General features: G+C 67.9%; 13 protein-coding genes. 10 read left to right on the top strand and 3 right to left on the bottom strand.

The window, feature by feature from the left end; all coding sequences use genetic code 11:
* The first annotated feature begins 8 nt into the window (after positions 1-8).
* The 7 genes from pstB to rnt all read left to right on the top strand — a co-directional run bounded on the left by pstB (position 9) and on the right by rnt (position 5188).
* Complete coding sequence (pstB, locus tag ACZK33_RS07625; protein WP_005408788.1) at positions 9-839, top strand: phosphate ABC transporter ATP-binding protein PstB; 831 nt, start codon at positions 9-11, stop codon at positions 837-839.
* A gap of 91 nt (positions 840-930) precedes the next feature.
* Positions 931-1644, top strand: a complete 714-nt coding sequence (gene phoU, locus ACZK33_RS07620; RefSeq protein WP_110711740.1) for a phosphate signaling complex protein PhoU — start codon at positions 931-933, stop codon at positions 1642-1644.
* Between the two features lie 205 nt (positions 1645-1849).
* Complete coding sequence (locus ACZK33_RS07615) at positions 1850-2209, top strand: HvfA family oxazolone/thioamide-modified RiPP metallophore (protein WP_423174773.1); 360 nt, start codon at positions 1850-1852, stop codon at positions 2207-2209.
* Positions 2196-3071 (top strand): HvfB family MNIO-type RiPP peptide maturase, encoded by an 876-nt coding sequence (locus tag ACZK33_RS07610; protein WP_423174772.1) that lies wholly within the window; start codon positions 2196-2198, stop codon positions 3069-3071. The genes ACZK33_RS07615 and ACZK33_RS07610 overlap by 14 nt, the downstream gene beginning before the upstream one ends.
* A complete protein-coding gene (locus ACZK33_RS07605; protein ID WP_049421604.1) occupies positions 3064-3819 on the top strand; it encodes an HvfC family RiPP maturation protein in 756 nt (251 codons plus the stop codon). Before ACZK33_RS07610 ends, ACZK33_RS07605 begins: the two co-directional genes overlap by 8 nt.
* 27 nt (positions 3820-3846) lie before the next feature.
* Positions 3847-4368, top strand: coding sequence for an HvfX family Cu-binding RiPP maturation protein (locus ACZK33_RS07600; protein WP_423174771.1), 522 nt, complete (start codon positions 3847-3849; stop codon positions 4366-4368).
* A 169-nt stretch (positions 4369-4537) separates the two neighbouring features.
* Positions 4538-5188: a ribonuclease T gene (gene rnt / locus ACZK33_RS07595; RefSeq protein WP_423174770.1), complete on the top strand. Its 651-nt coding sequence runs from the start codon at positions 4538-4540 to the stop codon at positions 5186-5188.
* 95 nt (positions 5189-5283) lie between these two features.
* Here rnt and ACZK33_RS07590 read toward each other — a convergent pair whose 3' ends face one another.
* The 3 genes from ACZK33_RS07590 to ACZK33_RS07580 form a co-directional block, all read right to left on the bottom strand.
* Positions 5284-8310 (bottom strand): ligand-binding sensor domain-containing diguanylate cyclase, encoded by a 3027-nt coding sequence (locus tag ACZK33_RS07590; RefSeq protein WP_423174769.1) that lies wholly within the window; start codon positions 8308-8310, stop codon positions 5284-5286.
* Positions 8311-8487: 177 nt separating this feature from the next.
* The gene (locus ACZK33_RS07585) at positions 8488-9897 is read right to left on the bottom strand and encodes an ATP-binding protein (RefSeq protein WP_032127908.1); all 1410 of its coding nucleotides are present in this window, start codon (positions 9895-9897) and stop codon (positions 8488-8490) included.
* Positions 9898-9903: 6 nt separating this feature from the next.
* Entirely contained in the window at positions 9904-10632 is a 729-nt protein-coding gene (locus tag ACZK33_RS07580; protein ID WP_005408779.1) for a response regulator, read from the bottom strand.
* Between the two features lie 204 nt (positions 10633-10836).
* Here ACZK33_RS07580 and ACZK33_RS07575 point away from each other — a divergent pair, with 204 nt between their 5' ends.
* Genes ACZK33_RS07575 through ACZK33_RS07565 form a run of 3 tightly spaced genes read left to right on the top strand, consistent with a single transcriptional unit; the run spans position 10837 to position 15469 of the window.
* Positions 10837-12078, top strand: a complete 1242-nt coding sequence (locus tag ACZK33_RS07575) for an efflux RND transporter periplasmic adaptor subunit (RefSeq protein ID WP_201118576.1) — start codon at positions 10837-10839, stop codon at positions 12076-12078.
* The gene (locus tag ACZK33_RS07570) at positions 12075-14033 is read left to right on the top strand and encodes a MacB family efflux pump subunit (RefSeq protein WP_032127910.1); all 1959 of its coding nucleotides are present in this window, start codon (positions 12075-12077) and stop codon (positions 14031-14033) included. The genes ACZK33_RS07575 and ACZK33_RS07570 overlap by 4 nt, the downstream gene beginning before the upstream one ends.
* Positions 14030-15469, top strand: a complete 1440-nt coding sequence (locus ACZK33_RS07565) for an efflux transporter outer membrane subunit (protein ID WP_423174768.1) — start codon at positions 14030-14032, stop codon at positions 15467-15469. The genes ACZK33_RS07570 and ACZK33_RS07565 overlap by 4 nt, the downstream gene beginning before the upstream one ends.
* Positions 15470-15472: the final 3 nt, after the last annotated feature.

The raw sequence follows: 15472 nt of genomic DNA, 5'->3' as shown, positions 1-15472 counted from the left end.
ATAACGCCATGAACGACCTTTCCAACGCCGTGCCGATGCAGCGCATCGCCGTGCCGTCCTCGCACGAGAGCCTGCACACGCCGTCGCCGGTGAAGCTGGCTGCGCGTGGACTGGACTTCTACTACGACAAGTTCCATGCCCTGAAGGGCATCAACCTGGAGATCCCGGAAAAGCGCGTGACCGCGCTGATCGGTCCCTCCGGCTGCGGCAAGTCGACCCTGCTGCGCATCTTTAACCGCATCTACGCGCTGTACCCGAAGCTGGAGGCGCGTGGTGAAGTGCTGCTGGACGGCGAGAACATCCTGTCACCGAAGTACCCGATGAACCGCCTGCGCAGCAAGGTCGGCATGGTGTTCCAGAAGCCGGTGCCGTTCCCGATGACCATCTTCGAGAACGTGGCCTACGGCATCCGCCACCACGAGAAGCTGAGCAAGGCCGACATGGCCGACCGCGTCGAGCAGGCACTGCGCCAGGGCGCACTGTGGGACGAAGTGAAGGACAAGCTGGGGCAGAGCGCACTGGGCCTGTCCGGTGGCCAGCAGCAGCGCCTGTGCATCGCCCGTGCGGTGGCCCTGCGCCCGTCGGTGCTGCTGCTGGACGAGCCGACCTCGGCGCTGGATCCGATCTCGACCAGCCGCATCGAGCAGCTGGTGGAAGAGCTCAAGCACGAGTACACCATCGTCATCGTCACCCACAACATGCAGCAGGCCGCGCGCGTGTCCGACTACACCGCCTTCATGTACCTGGGCGACCTGATTGAGCACGACCGCACCGAAGTGATCTTCTCGCAGCCGTCGCAGCGGCAGACCGAGGATTACATCACCGGTCGCTTCGGCTGAAACGGCAGTCGAGTTACAGCTAACGTCAGTCGAGCGTGGCTCGACTCTACGGATAACGTCAGTCGAGCATGGCTCGACTCTACAGAGTGGAATGAACATGAATCTTCCCAACGACCACATCGTCAAGAGCTACGACGAAGAACAGCAGCGGCTGGTGGCCGAGATCGTGCGCATGGGCGAGATGGCCGTCGCCCAGCTCGAAGCGGCGATGGACGTGATCGAGAAGCGCGACGAGAACGCTGCCCATCGCATCATCGCCAACGACGAAGCGATCGATGCGCTGGAACAGCAGATCAGCCACGACGTGATGCGGCTGGCGCTGCGTGGCCCGATGGCGCGCGACCTGCGCGAGATCCTGGCCGGCCTGCGCATCCCGGCCGACATCGAGCGCATCGGCGACTATGCGGCCAACGTTGCCAAGCGTTCGATCGCGCTGGGCAAAGTGCCGCCGCTGCCACAGATCCAGGGCCTGCGGGCTCTGGGTCGCCTGGCCGCGCAGCAGGTGCGCCGCGCCATTGCCGCCTACCGCGACAACGATGCCGACGCTGCGCTGGCGCTGCGCGAGGACGACGCCCGCCTGGACGCGCAGTACACCGCGCTGTTCCGCGAGCTGCTGACCTACATGATGGAAGACCCGCGCAACATCACCCCGTGCACCCACCTGCTGTTCATGGCCAAGAACCTGGAGCGCGTGGGCGACCACGCCACCAACATCGCCGAGAACGTGTGGTTCCTGGTGCATGGCGAGCAGCCGCTGCCGCCGCGTGAAAAACGCGACGAGACCTCCAGCACCGGCCAGCCCTGACGCTGCACTGCAACACCGGAGTTGACTCCACGGTGGCCGCTGTCCTGGTGACAGCGGCCCTTTTGTTGTGGGCGTTCCGGCCACCGGTCTCCCCCTCTGTAACAAATCTCACGAAAATTTGAGTTCTTGGCGAGGATTCGTTGAGTAGGATCGCTGCACCATCGATTCACCCCGGGCGCCTGCCCACCACCTAGGAGTAAGACCGATGAGCAGTTCCAACAAGACCCTGTCCCTGCTGACCGCTACGGCCCTGGCCGCCGGCCTGGGCATGACCACCAGTGCCTCGGCCCTGAGCATGAGCGACCTGGCCCAGGGCTACCTGGTGGCTGGCCAGGCGGCAAAGGCTGCCGATACCAAGCACGCCGAAGGCAAGTGCGGCGCCGACGGCAAGACCGCTGAAGGCAAGTGCGGCGGTGACAAGGGCAAGGCTGCCGAAGGCAAGTGTGGCGAAGGCAAGTGCGGTGCCGACAAGGGCAAGGCTGCTGGTGCAGCCGCTGCCAAGACAGGCGACAAGAAGTCGGCTGAAGGCAAGTGCGGCGAAGGCAAGTGCGGTGGCAAGCACTGACGTCCGCGCCAGCCTCGTCCACCCGCGGTCGCCGCTTCGTGCGGCGGCCGCCGGGTTGGGCCTGCGCCGGGCGCTGCTACAGGACCTGCGTGACGCCCCGGCAGGCGACTTCGATTTCCTCGAATGCGCGCCGGAGAACTGGATCCATGTGGGTGGTCCCGCCGGGGATGCACTGGCCGAACTGGCGCAGCGCCATCCGTTGAGCTGCCACGGCCTGTCGTTGTCGCTGGGCGGCAGCGCGCCGCTAGATACGCAGCTGCTGGAACAGGTCGGCCAGTTCCTGGAAAAGCACCGCGTGCCGCTGTACAGCGAGCACCTGAGCTACTGCAGCGATGACGGTCACCTGTACGACCTGCTGCCGATTCCGTTCACCGACGAAGCCGTGCGCCACACTGCGGCACGCATCGCCCGCGTGCAGGACCTGCTGGGCCGCCGCATTGCAGTGGAGAACGTCTCCTATTACCTGGCACCGGAACCGGCGATGGACGAACTGGCCTTCACCAATGCGGTGCTTGCCGAAGCCGACTGCGATCTGCTGCTGGACGTCAACAACGTCTACGTCAACGCCTGCAACCACGGCTACGATGCCGACACCTTCATCGCCGGACTGCCCGCAGAGCGCATCGTCTGCCTGCACGTGGCCGGGCACCTGGACGAGGCATCGGACCTGAAGATCGACACCCATGGCAGCGCGGTGATCGACCCGGTCTGGGAGCTGCTGGCGCGTACCTACGCGCGCATCGGCCCACGCCCCACCCTGCTCGAGCGCGATTTCAACTTCCCCCCATACGCCGAGCTGCAGGGCGAACTGCAGACCATCCGCCGCCTGCAGGCGACGCACGGGGGGACTGCACATGACTGACGCTCGCGGCACCCTGCGCGCGCAGCAGCATGCGTTCACTGCCCATCTGCGCGATCCGCAGGGCGTGCCACCGCCGGCTGGGCTGGAGGCACGCCGGGTCACGGTGTACCAACGGCTGCTGTTCAACAATCTGCTCGGCCTGTTGAGCAACGGCTTCCCGGTCTGCGTGCGCCTGCTCGGCGAGCCCGCCTGGAGCGACCTGGTGCGCCACTACTTCGCCACCCATCGCTGCCAGACACCGCTGTTCACCGAACTGGCCGCCGAATTCGTGCAGTGGCTGCGGGCACAGCCGCAGCTGCCGCACCCGGCGTTGGCCGAACTCGCTCATTACGAGTGGGTGGAGACCGCGCTGTACCAGTTGCAGGCCGAGCCGCTGCCGGCACCCGGCGACATCGATCCGCTGCAGGTACCGCTGCAGCGCTCACCCCTGGCGTGGCCGCTGCTGTACCAGTGGCCGGTGCATCGACTCGGTGCCGAGGATGCGCCAATGCAGCCGCCGGCGGAACCGACCGGCCTGCTGGTCCGCCGCGAGGCCGATGGCGAAGTGCGCTTCGCCGTGCTCAGCCCGCTGGCGGTATACCTGCTGTCCAGCGTCGGCGAACGACCCGGCCTCGATGGACATGCCTATCTGCGGCAATTGGCCGCTGCGAACGGCCTGGCTGAGGAGGCGCTGGCCGGGCCCGGTGCCGCGCTGCTGCAGCAGTTCCTGCAGGCCGGCGTGATCGGCCCGCTCACAGTCCCTGGCTGACGCCCTTTCCCCCACGGAGAACCACCGATGAACCTTCCGACCCTGGCCGCCACGCGTGGCCAGCTGGACCGTCTCGCCCCCTGGTTGGCCCCGCTCGGCCTGCGCCTGCTGCTGGCCTGGGAATACTTCGAATCCGGCCGCGAAAAGCTGCACGGCCAGAACTGGTTCGCCGACCTGCAGGACGCTTTCCCGTTCCCGTTCGACCAGCTGCCGGCCACCCTGAACTGGCAGCTTGCCACCTGGTTCGAGCTGATTGGCGCGGCCTGCCTGCTGGTTGGCTTCGGCACCCGGTTTGCCGCCGCCAGCCTGCTGGTGCTGACCGTAGTGGCCACCTATGCGGTGCATTGGCCGATGGAGTGGAACTCGCTGGCCGACCTGGCCATGGGCTACGCGATCACTGACCAGGGCTTCGGCAACTTCAAGCTGCCAGTACTGTTCATGGCGATGCTGCTGCCGCTGATCTTCACCGGCGCCGGCAGGCTGAGCGTGGATGCGTGGTTGCCGCGGTGGTCTCCCTCGGCCACGCCTGCACGGCCAGCAGTCCGGTAATCGCCAAACCTGGTCGGCGCACCGTGTGCCAACCAAGGTTGGCACCTACCGGAATCCTGAGCGCGCGGTGTCCCGGTAGGTGTCGACCTTGGTCGACACACGCCCGCGCAGGGAACGCATGCACCGAAGGCTGGCCGGGCGCTCAGGGTCGCTCTGCTAGAATTCACGCATGACTGACCCCACCCCCGCACCTGCCGCCGCTCCCGATTCCGCAGTCCCCCAGGCGCAGCGCGCGATGTCACAACGCTTCCGCGGCTTCCTGCCGGTGGTGGTGGACGTGGAAACCGGCGGCTTCGACAGCCAGCGCAACGCGCTGCTGGAAATCGCCGCCGTGCCGATCGAGATGGACGAGAACGGCCTGCTCTACCCCGGCCAGACCGCCAGTGCCCACGTGGTGCCGGCCGATGGCCTGGAGATCGACCCGAAGTCGCTGGAAGTGACCGGCATCATCCTCGACCACCCGTTCCGGCTGGCCAAGGAAGAGAAGGCGGCGCTGGACCACATCTTCACCCCGGTACGCGCGGCCATGAAGAAGTACGGCTGCCAGCGCGCGATCCTGGTCGGCCACAACGCGCATTTCGACCTCGGCTTCGTCAATGCAGCGGTGGCGCGGACCGGGCACAAGCGCAACCCGTTCCATCCGTTCAGCGTGTTCGACACGGTGACCCTGGCCGGCATCGCCTACGGTCAGACCGTGCTGGCGCGTGCGGCCACCGCCGCCGGGCTGGGCTGGGATGCCAACGAGGCGCATAGCGCGGTGTATGACACCGAACAGACCGCGCGCTTGTTCTGCACGATCGCCAACGCCTGGCCGCGGTAAGCCAGCCAACGGCGCAACCGCATCCACGCAGTGCGGACCAACGGTCCGCACCCACCACTCACCGGACGGTAGATCCACGCCATGCGTGGATGCGATCAACCAATGCTCGTTCGGTCGCGGCCGTCGCTCTTGGCGCGGTACAACGCGCGGTCTGCGCGCTGGTACAGCAGTGCCGGGGTGCGGTCGTCGGCATCCAGCTCCACCAGCCCTGCGCTGAAGGTCACGCGCAGTCCGTCCACGCCGGCCCAGTCGGGGTGGTCATGGAACAGGCCGCGCAGGCGCGCGCACAGCTGTGCGGCTTCCTCCAGGCGGGTGTCGTTGAGCAGCAGCGCGAACTCTTCGCCACCAGTCCGCGCCGGCAGGTCCGAATCGCGGCTGGCGGCGGCGATCAACCGCGCCACCTGCACCAGCACCGCATCACCGATGCTGTGGCTGTGGCGGTCGTTGACGTCCTTGAAGTGGTCGATATCCAGCACCACCAGGCACAGCGGATGACCGCTGCGCTGCGAACGGGCGAAGTCACGCGCCAGCGTTTCATCGAAGGCACGGCGGTTGGCCAGGCCAGTCAGTGCATCCTCGCGGGCCTGCCGTTCGAATGCCTCGGCCTGGCGTGCGAGGCGCTCGGCCAGTTCGGTCTTTTCCTGGTTCAGCGCCTGCAGGTGCACGGTCTTGGCCTGCAGGTCGAAGGTCGCCTCGTCCACGCGCCGCGCCAGGCGCAGGTTGCTGGCCTTCAGCTGCTGCAGCAGCAGGCGGTACAGCGCCACCAGCCCGGCCAGCAGCAGCAGTCCACCCAGCACCTGCACGCTGCGTCGCTGCCACCAGAACGGCTCCACGGTGAAGCTCCATACCGCTTCCTGCTGGCCCCAGCTGCCGCTCGGATGGGCAGCGGCCACGTGCAGGGTGTAGTCGCCCGGCGGCAGGCCGACGAACTCCACGCTGCGCTGCGGGCCGCGTTCGACCCACCCCGTATCCAGGCCGTCCAACCGCGTGCGGTAGCGGATCCGATCAGACATCAGGTAGCTCAGGCCGACATAACTCACCGCCAAGCGGCGGCCGCCGGGAATGTAGTTGCGGTCGGGGCCTTCCCAATGCACCGGTGCGCCATCCACCTGCACGCTTTCAATCGCTGCAGGCGGTGAAAGACGCTCGCGGAAACGCTGCAGGCGTTGCGGATCGACGGTGCTCAGGCCTCCGGCGGTGACCACCCAGAACGTGCCGTCCTGGCGCAGGATCGCCGATGGCCCGGAGCTGCCGTTGGCCTGCGCATTGGCCATGCCGTCAATCTCGTTGTAGCGCTCCACCACCACCCGGGGTGCGCGGCCATCGGCCACGGCGTTGAGGGTGCCCATGTCGGTGCGCAGCACGCCGCGGTTGCTGCTGATCCACACGTTGCCAAGGCGATCCGGCACCAGTTGGAACACCGCATCCACCGGCATGCCCTGCTCCAGCCCCACCCGTGCCAGCGTGCCGTTGCGCCAGCGGTACAGGCCGCGATCGCTGCTGATCCACATCGCGTCACCCAGCTGATGGAAGCCGAACACGCTGCGGCCACCGCCCATCGGCGCGAGGTCGATCGACTGCACGTGATCGCCGCGCAGTACGCGGATGCCCTCGATGGTGCCGATCCACAGGTTGCCCTGGTGATCGTGCTCAAGCGCGGTGATCAGGCCGCTGGGCATACCCGCAACGCTTGATACCTGCACGCGGTCGCCGTCGATGCGGACCACGCCCTTCTGGGTGCCGGCCCAGACCACACCCTGCGGGTCCACGCTGATCGCGCGGATGTTGCCGCCCGGCATGCCATCGGCGGCGGCATAGTTGTGCCGCAGCCGGCCATCGGGGCCAAGACGGTAGACGCCATCACCGAACGTTCCGACCCACAGGTCACCGTCCGGACCCTGCGCCAGGCTGAGCACCGAAGGTGCCTTGCCGCCGCGGTTGTGCAGCGGCATCGCGCGGAAGCGGCCATCAGCAGCCTGCAGGTCGAGGCCGCTGGCACTGCCGACCCACAGCTGGCGTTCGCGGTCCTCGAACACGGTGCGCACATAGTCGCCACTGAGGCCATCGCGCTCGGTGTAGCTGCTGAACAGTGTTTCGCGCAGGCGGTACAGGCCACCGTTGGCACCCACCCAGATGCTGCCCTCGGCATCCTCGCGCAGGCTGACCACGCGCCCACCCGGCAGGTTCAGGCCCGCCGGCAGGCGCTCCAGGCCATGCGCTGAGATCCGCAGCAGGCCCTGGTTCTCGGTGCCCAGCCACAGGTCACCATGGCGATCCTGCAGCATCGAGGTCAGGTGCAGCTGCCCCGGCAGGCGGTGCATCAGCACCAGCTGATCATCCTCCACCCGGTACAGGCGCTCGCCGGCGACGATCCACAGCGCGCCATCCGGAGCGCGGTACGGCCACGACAGGCCACTGCCGGCGCCCAGCCCCCAAGTCGCTGGCGCCCGCTTGAGCACCCCGTCGTTGTCGCGCAGCACCAGTCCATCCAACGTGCCGGCCCAGACCCGGTCCTGCGCATCGACCACCAGCTTGGTGAAGCTCATCGCCATCGGCAGGTCGGCGGCCGGAGCCTGGTAGACGATGCCGGTGTCCGGCGTCAGATAGCCGATGCCCTTGCCTTCATACAGCAGCCACAGGCGGCCCTGGCTGTCCATCTGCATGGACTGGATCAGGACCTGCGGGGTATCGGCCTGGTGCTCCCAGACACGCCACTGGCCATCGTTGCCGCGATGGCTGACATTGCCCCGCGAATCACTGATCCACAGCCCACCCTGGCGGTCGACGAACAGCGCGCCGATGCCGTTGTCGCGCAGGCCCGGGCGGGTACTGCGGTCGAACACGGTGAAATCCAGCCCGTTGTAACGCACCAGGCCTTCCCAGGTGGCGAACCAGAGGTGGCCTTCGGGGGTCTGCGCGATGTCGCGCAGCGAGTTGTGCGGCAGGCCGTTGCGCGACGTCCATACATCAATGGCGTAGTCGCGCAGTGGCGGAGCCCCCTCCTGCGCTGCCACCGGCAGTGCAAGGGCCAGCAGCAGCCACAGCAGGCCCTGTCGCAGCCATCGACCGATATCTGATCCGCAGCGCTCCACCCAGCGCCCGATGTCCCCCTGTCCGGCCATCAGTGCAGCGGCGGCGGCCAGGCAGGGCTGCCGGGCCTGGCAGCATGCGGGAACTGCCGGGCAGCGCGGGACGGCATGCCGGCGGGAACGGGCTGGCTCATCGGGGGGGAACTGGGAAGATGCGCAGATGATAGGCCAAACCCGGCCCAGGGCGTCACCATCGCCAGCCGCGAAGGCTCAGCCCGCGCGGCCCGGCGGCGTCACCTGTGCACTGGCCGGCCACTGCACTACCGCCTCCAGCCCGCCTTCGACGCGGTTGCGCAGCCACAGCCGCGCCCCGTCTTTCTCAGCCAGGGCGCGGGCGATGGTCAGGCCCAGACCGGCGCCGCCGGTTTCGCGCGAACGCGAGGTTTCCACCCGCACGAACGGGTCGAACACGGCTTCCAGCTGATCCTCGGCCAGGCCCGGGCCGTCATCGGCCACCACCACGGTGATCGCGCCACCACTTCGCTCGACCCGTACCCGCACCCGGTAGGCATACATCACCGCGTTGTCCACCAGATTGGAAAACAGGCGATGCATGGCCAGCGGACGCAACATCAACACCGCTCCGCTGCCACCTTCAAAGACGACATCTCCGCCGCCCTCGGCCGTGTCTTCAACGATGCTCTCCAGCAGCGAATCCAGGTCCAGTGCGGCGCGCTGCTCGGCGCTCTCCGCGCTGCGCGCCAGCTCCAGGCCTTCGCGCACCAACGCCTGCATCGCGGCCAGATCGCCGATCAGGCGCTCGCGCAGCACCTCGTCGCTGACATTCTCCAGGCGCAGGCGCAGCCGGGTCAGCGGGGTCTGCAGGTCATGGGTGATCGCCGCCAGCATCTGCGTGCGCTCGGCCAGGTGCCGCTGCAGGCGATGCTGCATGGCGTTGAAGGCTTCGGCGGCACGCTGCACTTCGCGCGGGCCGCGCAGCGGCAGTGGATCGCGCTGCAGGTCGTCGCCCAGGTCTTCGGCGGCTGCGGCCAGTTCCTGCAGCGGCGCGCTGGCCATGCGCGCGACGATATAGGCCAGCACCGCGATCGCCAGCACCAGCAGGGTCAGGAACCACGGGTCCACGGCGAGGATGCCGTTGTGTGCCACCGCCGGCGAATCCAGCGCCAGCTTCAGCAGCGTGCCGTCGTTGAGGGTCACGTCGACCGCACGGCACTTGGGCGGGATGAACGCCGGATCACGTTCGCGCGGATGCTTGCGATGCCCCGGTGGCGGCGGGGGCAGCAGGTCCTGCAGCTTGGGAATGCAGGAGCGGAACGAAGCGAAGTGCACATGCGCGCGTGCGACCGGGCCGGGCCGGTCATCGAGTACTTCCATCAACGCGGTATCGGCCCGCCCCAGGCGTGCGCCGGGTTGCAGCGCACGTACGCTCGGCCCACCGATTTCGAGCAGGCGCTCGCGCAGTTCGGGGTTGCCGTCGAGCAGGTTGACGTAGCCCTGGAGGCGGTCGGCGATGCGGTTCAGGTTCTGCCGCTCGAACTCCTGCTGGCGTTTGGAGGTAGCCAGCATGGTCGCGCCGATCGCGGCCACGCTCATGCCCAGCAGCAGGATCACGAACAACCGCCCGACCATCGAGGACAGGAAATGGCGCAGGCGCTTCATCGCGGCTTATTCCAGGTTCACCGAGGAGGCCAGTACATAGCCTTCGTTGCGAACGGTCTTGATCAGTCCGTCCGGGCCACCGTCGTCGCCCAGCTTGTTGCGCAGCCGGCTGACCTGCAGATCAATGGCGCGGTCCTGTGCCTCGTAGTTGCGGCCGCTGCTGAGCGCGACCAACTGCTCGCGCGACAGCACCTTGTTGGCGTGGGCGATGAACACCCGCAGCAGGCGGAACTCGGCGCCGGACAGCACCACCACGCGATCGTCCGGATCGACCAGGTGGCGATGCTCCAGATCGAACACCCAGCGCGAGAAGCGCGCACGGCGCACCGCCAGCGGCTCCAGGTTCGCCGGCAGCGCCTCGGTCCGGCGCAGCACGTTGCGTATGCGTGCCAGCAGCTCGCGCGGTTCGAACGGCTTGGCCAGGTAGTCGTCGGCGCCCATTTCCAGGCCCAGCACGCGGTCGATCGGCTCGGCACGCGCGGTCAGCATGATCACCGGTGTGTTCGAGCGCGCGCGCAGGTCGCGGCACAGGGTCAGGCCATCCTCGCGCGGCAGGTTGAGGTCGAGCACGATCAGGTCCACGTGTTCGCGGTCCAGCAGCTGGCGCATGGCGGTGCCGTCTGCGGCCGTGCTCACCTGGTAGCCGGCCCGGCCGAGCTGTTCGGCCAGCAGGGTGCGGATGTCGTTGTCGTCGTCGACGATCAGCAGTCGATGCATCGTGTTTTCAGTCTCCATGTCGCGATCATCCCGTGTCGGCAGCTGAACCGCATCCGGGGCAATGCGTACCAGTGTATCCACCCATGGGCGGGATACCTGTGGTTACGCGTATTCACCGACAGTGTTACATAGAGACATACCCCGAGGATTGAGCCGCCCATCGCCCGGTCTTCACAATGCCCACCAACGCCGCCACCGCGGCCCCGAGAGTGAAGCCACGACGTGACGTTCCGCCTGCTGCCCGCGACCCGCCGGGGTCGCCTGATACTGATCGCCCTGCTCGCCCTTGCCGTTGCCGCAGCCGCCTGGTGGCTGCTGCGCAAGCCCGCCGCCCCGGCGGTGGCGACCACGCCCGTCAGCCGTGGTGACATCGAGCAGACGGTGGACGCCACCGGCGTGATCGACGCCTACAAGCTGGTCAGCGTCGGTGCCCAGGCCTCGGGCCAGATCAAATCGCTGAAGGTGCAGCTGGGCGACACCGTGAAGGAAGGCGACCTGATCGCTGAGATCGATGCCACCACCCAGCAGAACCAGGTGCTCAATGCGCAGGCCTCGCTGGACCAGGTCACCGCCCAGCGCGCCGTGCAGCAGGCCACCCTGCGCCAGGCCGAACTGGAATTCGCGCGCCAGCAGCAGATGCTGGCCGCCGAGGCCACCTCGCGCCAGGAGTACGATGCCGCCGAGGCGCAGCTGAAGACCGCCCGTGCCCAGCTGCAGTCCTACGAGGCGCAGATCAAGGGCCGCGAAACCGAGCTGGGCACCGCCCGCGCCAACCTTGCCTACACCCGCATCACCGCGCCGATGGACGGCACCGTGGTGGCGGTGGTGGCCGAGGAAGGTCGCACCGTGAACGCCAACCAGACCGCACCGACCATCGTCATGCTGGCACGGCTGGACGTGGTCACGGTCAATGCCGAGATCTCCGAAGCCGACGTGGTGAAGATCAAGGCCGGCATGCCGGTGTACTTCACCACGCTGGGCGACCCGGATCGCAAGTACCACGCCACGCTGCGCCAGATCAATCCGGCGCCGGCCTCGATCGCCAACGAGAGTTCGTCCAGTTCCAGCAGCTCGTCCAGTTCCAGCTCCAGCAGCGCGGTGTACTACAACGCGCTGTTCGACGTGGAAAACCCGGATGGCACCCTGCGCATCGACATGACCGCGCAGGTCTCGGTACTGCTGAAGCAGGCCAAGGGCGTGCTGATGGTGCCGGCGGTGGCACTGGGGCCGAAGCGCCGTGGCGACGAGCGCACGGTGCGGGTGCTGGACGACAAGGGCCAGCCGCAGCCGCGCAAGGTCACCGTCGGCATCAACAACGGCGCCTCGGCCGAGATCCTGTCCGGGCTGGAGGAAGGCGAGCGCGTGGTGGTCGGCGAAGCCGGTGCGGCCGGTGCCAGCGCCGGCGGTGGCAACCGTGGCGGCATGCAGATGCGGGTCGGCGGCCCGGGCATGGGGCGCCGATGAGCACGACGGCGCCGCTGCTGCGCCTGCGCGACCTGCGACGCGAATTCCCGGCCGGCGACGATGTGATCGCCGTGCTGCGCGACGTCAACCTCGACATCCACGCCGGTGAGATGGTGGCCATCGTCGGCCAGTCCGGCTCAGGCAAGTCGACGCTGATGAACATCCTCGGCTGCCTCGATCGTCCCACCCGTGGCAGCTACCAGGTGGCCGGCCGCGAAACCGGGAAGATGGAGCCGGACGAGCTGGCCGAACTGCGTCGCGAGCATTTCGGCTTCATCTTCCAGCGCTACCACCTGCTGGGCGACCTCGATGCGCGCGGCAACGTGGAAGTGCCGGCGGTGTACGCCGGCAGCCCCGGCCCGGTGCGCAACGCGCGTGCCGAGCAGCTGCTGCAGCGGCTGGGCCTGAGCGACCGCATGCACCACAAGCCGGGCCAGCTGTCCGGCGGCCAGCAGCAGCGCGTGTCGATCGCACGTGCCCTGATGAATGGCGGCGAGGTGATCCTGGCCGACGAACCGACCGGCGCGCTCGACACGAAATCCGGCGAGGAAGTGATGGCGATCCTCGGCGAGCTGCACGCTGAAGGCCACACCATCATCATCGTCACCCACGACATGAGCGTGGCCGAACACGCGCAGCGCATCATCGAGATCCGCGACGGCGAGATCATCGCCGACCGCGCCAACCCGAATGCACCGACCTACCGCGCGCAGCGCGAGGCCAGCACCGGCGTCGCCCGCGGCAACAGCTGGCGGGCCGCGCGCGACCGCTTCACCGAAGCATTCCGCATGGCGTTGCTGGCGATGAACGCACATCGGCTGCGCACCTTCCTGACCATGCTTGGCATCATCATCGGTATCGCCTCGGTGGTCTCGGTGGTGGCGCTGGGCAACGGCTCGCAGCAGCAGATCCTGCAGAACATCAGCGCGCTCGGCACCAACACCATCGATGTCTACCCCGGCCGTGGTTTCGGCGACATGCGCTCGGCCCGCGTGCAGACGCTCAAAGCCAGTGATGCCGATGCGCTGGCCCGGCAGAGCTACGTCGACAGCTCCACGCCCAGCGTGTCGACCTCGGTCACCGCGCGTTACCGCAACCAGTCCTCCACCGCCCAGGTCAGCGGCGTCGGCGAGCAGTTCTTCCGGGTCAAGGGCGTGACCCTGCTCAGCGGCAGCTTCTTCGATGCCGATGCGGTGAAGGGCCTCGGCCAGGTGGCGGTGATCGACGAGAACACCCAGACCCAGTTCTTCCCCGATGTCGATCCGATCGGCCAGGTGATCCTGCTGGGCAACGTGCCGGCGCGCGTGGTCGGCGTGGCCAAGCGCCAGAGCTTCGGGTTCGGCGGCAGCACCAGCCTGAGCGTGTGGCTGCCGTACACCACGGTGATGTCGCGCATGCTCGGCCAGAGCCACGTGTCCAGCATCACCGTGCGCGTGGACGACGCCACGCCGATGGATGCGGCACAGGAAGCAATCACCCGCCTGTTGACGATGCGCCATGGCACCGAGGACTTCTTCCTCAGCAACAGCGCCGAGATCCGCCAGACCATCGAGCAGACCACGCGCACGATGACCCTGCTGATCGGCGCCATCGCCGCCATCGCGCTGCTGGTCGGTGGTATCGGTGTGATGAACATCATGCTGGTGTCGGTGACCGAGCGTACCCGTGAGATCGGCGTGCGCATGGCCGTGGGTGCACGGCAGAGTGATATCCGCCAGCAGTTCCTGATCGAGGCGGTGCTGGTCTGCCTGCTTGGCGGCGTGCTCGGCATCGGCCTGGCCCTGCTGCTGGGCTCGATGATCGGGCGCTTCGCCAGCGACTTCCAGGTGCTGTTCTCCACTGCCTCGATCGTTGCCGCGTTCGCCTGCTCGACCCTGATCGGCGTGGCGTTCGGCTTCCTGCCCGCGCGTAACGCCGCGCAGCTCGACCCGGTGGAGGCCCTGGCCCGCGAATGAAGATGATGACCCGACTGCCCTTCCCTGCTCCATCGCGCCTGCTGCTGGCCGGCGCCGTACTGCTCGCCCTGTCCGGCTGCGCGTCGGTGGGCCGCTATCCGGTGCAGGCCCCCGACGTGGCGGCGACTTACGGTCGTGGCGACGCCACCCTCAATGCGCCCGCCGACGATCCGCGCAGCAGCCTGGATACTCCGGGCCGCGACATCCGCCAGGACACCTGGTGGACCGGTTTCGGCGATGAACGTCTCGACCGTCTGGTGGCGCAGGCGCTGGCCGCCAACAGCGATCTTGCCGCCGCTGGCCTGGCCGTGCAGCGTTCGCGCCTGCAGGCCGGCCTGGCCAGCAACGCGCTGTGGCCACAGCCTTCGTCGTCCGGCGTCAGCGGCAATGCCAGCCGCGCCACCGACCAGGCCGACGACTGGCGCCGCAGCTATTCCACCGGCGTCTCGCTGGGCTGGGAAGTGGACCTGTGGGGCCGCCTGCGCACCCAGCGCGACATCGCCCGCTGGGAAGCCGAGGCCAGCGAGGAAGACCGGCAGAACACCGCGCTGCTGGTGATCAGCGACACCATCAACCAATACTGGAACCTGGCCTATCTCAACCAATCCATCGCCACCGGCCAGGCCAACCTGGAGCGGCTGGAACGTACCCGCGAACTGGTCCAGGCCCGCTTCGACGCCGGTGCAGTATCGCGCCTGGAAGTACGCCAGGCACTGCAGAACCTGCAGTCGCAGCGTTCCTCGCAGAGTGCGCTGGAACAGCAGCGAGTGGAGGCCCGCAATGCACTGACCGTGCTGCTGGACGGCACGCCCTGGCCGCAGCAGGACGAACCGCAGGACCTGCTCGGCGCAAGCAGCCCCAGCATCGCGGAGGGCCTGCCGACCGACCTGCTCGGTCGCCGTCCCGACCTGCGCGCGGCCGAACTGCGCCTGCGCAACAGCCTGAAGACCATCAAGGTGACCGCTACCCAGTACTACCCGGCGCTGAGCCTGACCGGCAGCCTCGGCTCCAGTGCAACGTCGCTGGGTGACGTGCTGCGCAACCCGGTGGCCACGCTGGGCGCCGGCCTGTCGCTTCCGTTCCTCAACCTGCAGCGCGCGCAGCTGGATACCGATATCGCCGGCACCGCCTACCAGATCGCCGCGACCAATTTCCGCAAGACGCTGTATACCGCGCTCTCGGAAGTGGACAACGCGCTGTCGGCACGCGAGCAGCTGGCGCGCCAGGTGGCGGCCTCGCAGGCTTCGTACGACGAAGCGGTGGAAGTGGAACGGGCGCAGGAAGTGCGCTACCGCGTGGGTGCCACCGACCTGCGCACCTGGCTGGAAGCGCAGCAGACCCGGCGCGATGCCGAGCTGTCGCTGGCGCGCGTGCGCCAGGGCCAGCTGAACAACGACGTGACCCTGTTCAAGGCACTGGGCGGCAGCGCGGGGTGAGGC

It is taken from the genome of Stenotrophomonas sp. 86156_Sma (genome assembly GCF_056481625.1).
This window is presented reverse-complemented; position numbering and strand designations above follow the sequence as displayed.

Bases quoted from the DNA above. Each gene is read 5' to 3' on its own strand.
- ACZK33_RS07605 (WP_049421604.1), top strand. From the start codon at position 3,064: ATGACTGACGCTCGCGGCACCCTGCGCGCGCAGCAGCATGCGTTCACT.
- rnt (WP_423174770.1), top strand. From the start codon at position 4,538: ATGACTGACCCCACCCCCGCACCTGCCGCCGCTCCCGATTCCGCAGTC.
- ACZK33_RS07590 (WP_423174769.1), bottom strand. From the start codon at position 8,310: ATGGCCGGACAGGGGGACATCGGGCGCTGGGTGGAGCGCTGCGGATCA.
- ACZK33_RS07565 (WP_423174768.1), top strand. From the start codon at position 14,030: ATGAAGATGATGACCCGACTGCCCTTCCCTGCTCCATCGCGCCTGCTG.
- phoU (WP_110711740.1), top strand. From the start codon at position 931: ATGAACATGAATCTTCCCAACGACCACATCGTCAAGAGCTACGACGAA.
- pstB (WP_005408788.1), top strand. From the start codon at position 9: ATGAACGACCTTTCCAACGCCGTGCCGATGCAGCGCATCGCCGTGCCG.
- ACZK33_RS07600 (WP_423174771.1), top strand. From the start codon at position 3,847: ATGAACCTTCCGACCCTGGCCGCCACGCGTGGCCAGCTGGACCGTCTC.
- ACZK33_RS07580 (WP_005408779.1), bottom strand. From the start codon at position 10,632: ATGGAGACTGAAAACACGATGCATCGACTGCTGATCGTCGACGACGAC.
- ACZK33_RS07570 (WP_032127910.1), top strand. From the start codon at position 12,075: ATGAGCACGACGGCGCCGCTGCTGCGCCTGCGCGACCTGCGACGCGAA.
- ACZK33_RS07585 (WP_032127908.1), bottom strand. From the start codon at position 9,897: ATGAAGCGCCTGCGCCATTTCCTGTCCTCGATGGTCGGGCGGTTGTTC.
- ACZK33_RS07615 (WP_423174773.1), top strand. From the start codon at position 1,850: ATGAGCAGTTCCAACAAGACCCTGTCCCTGCTGACCGCTACGGCCCTG.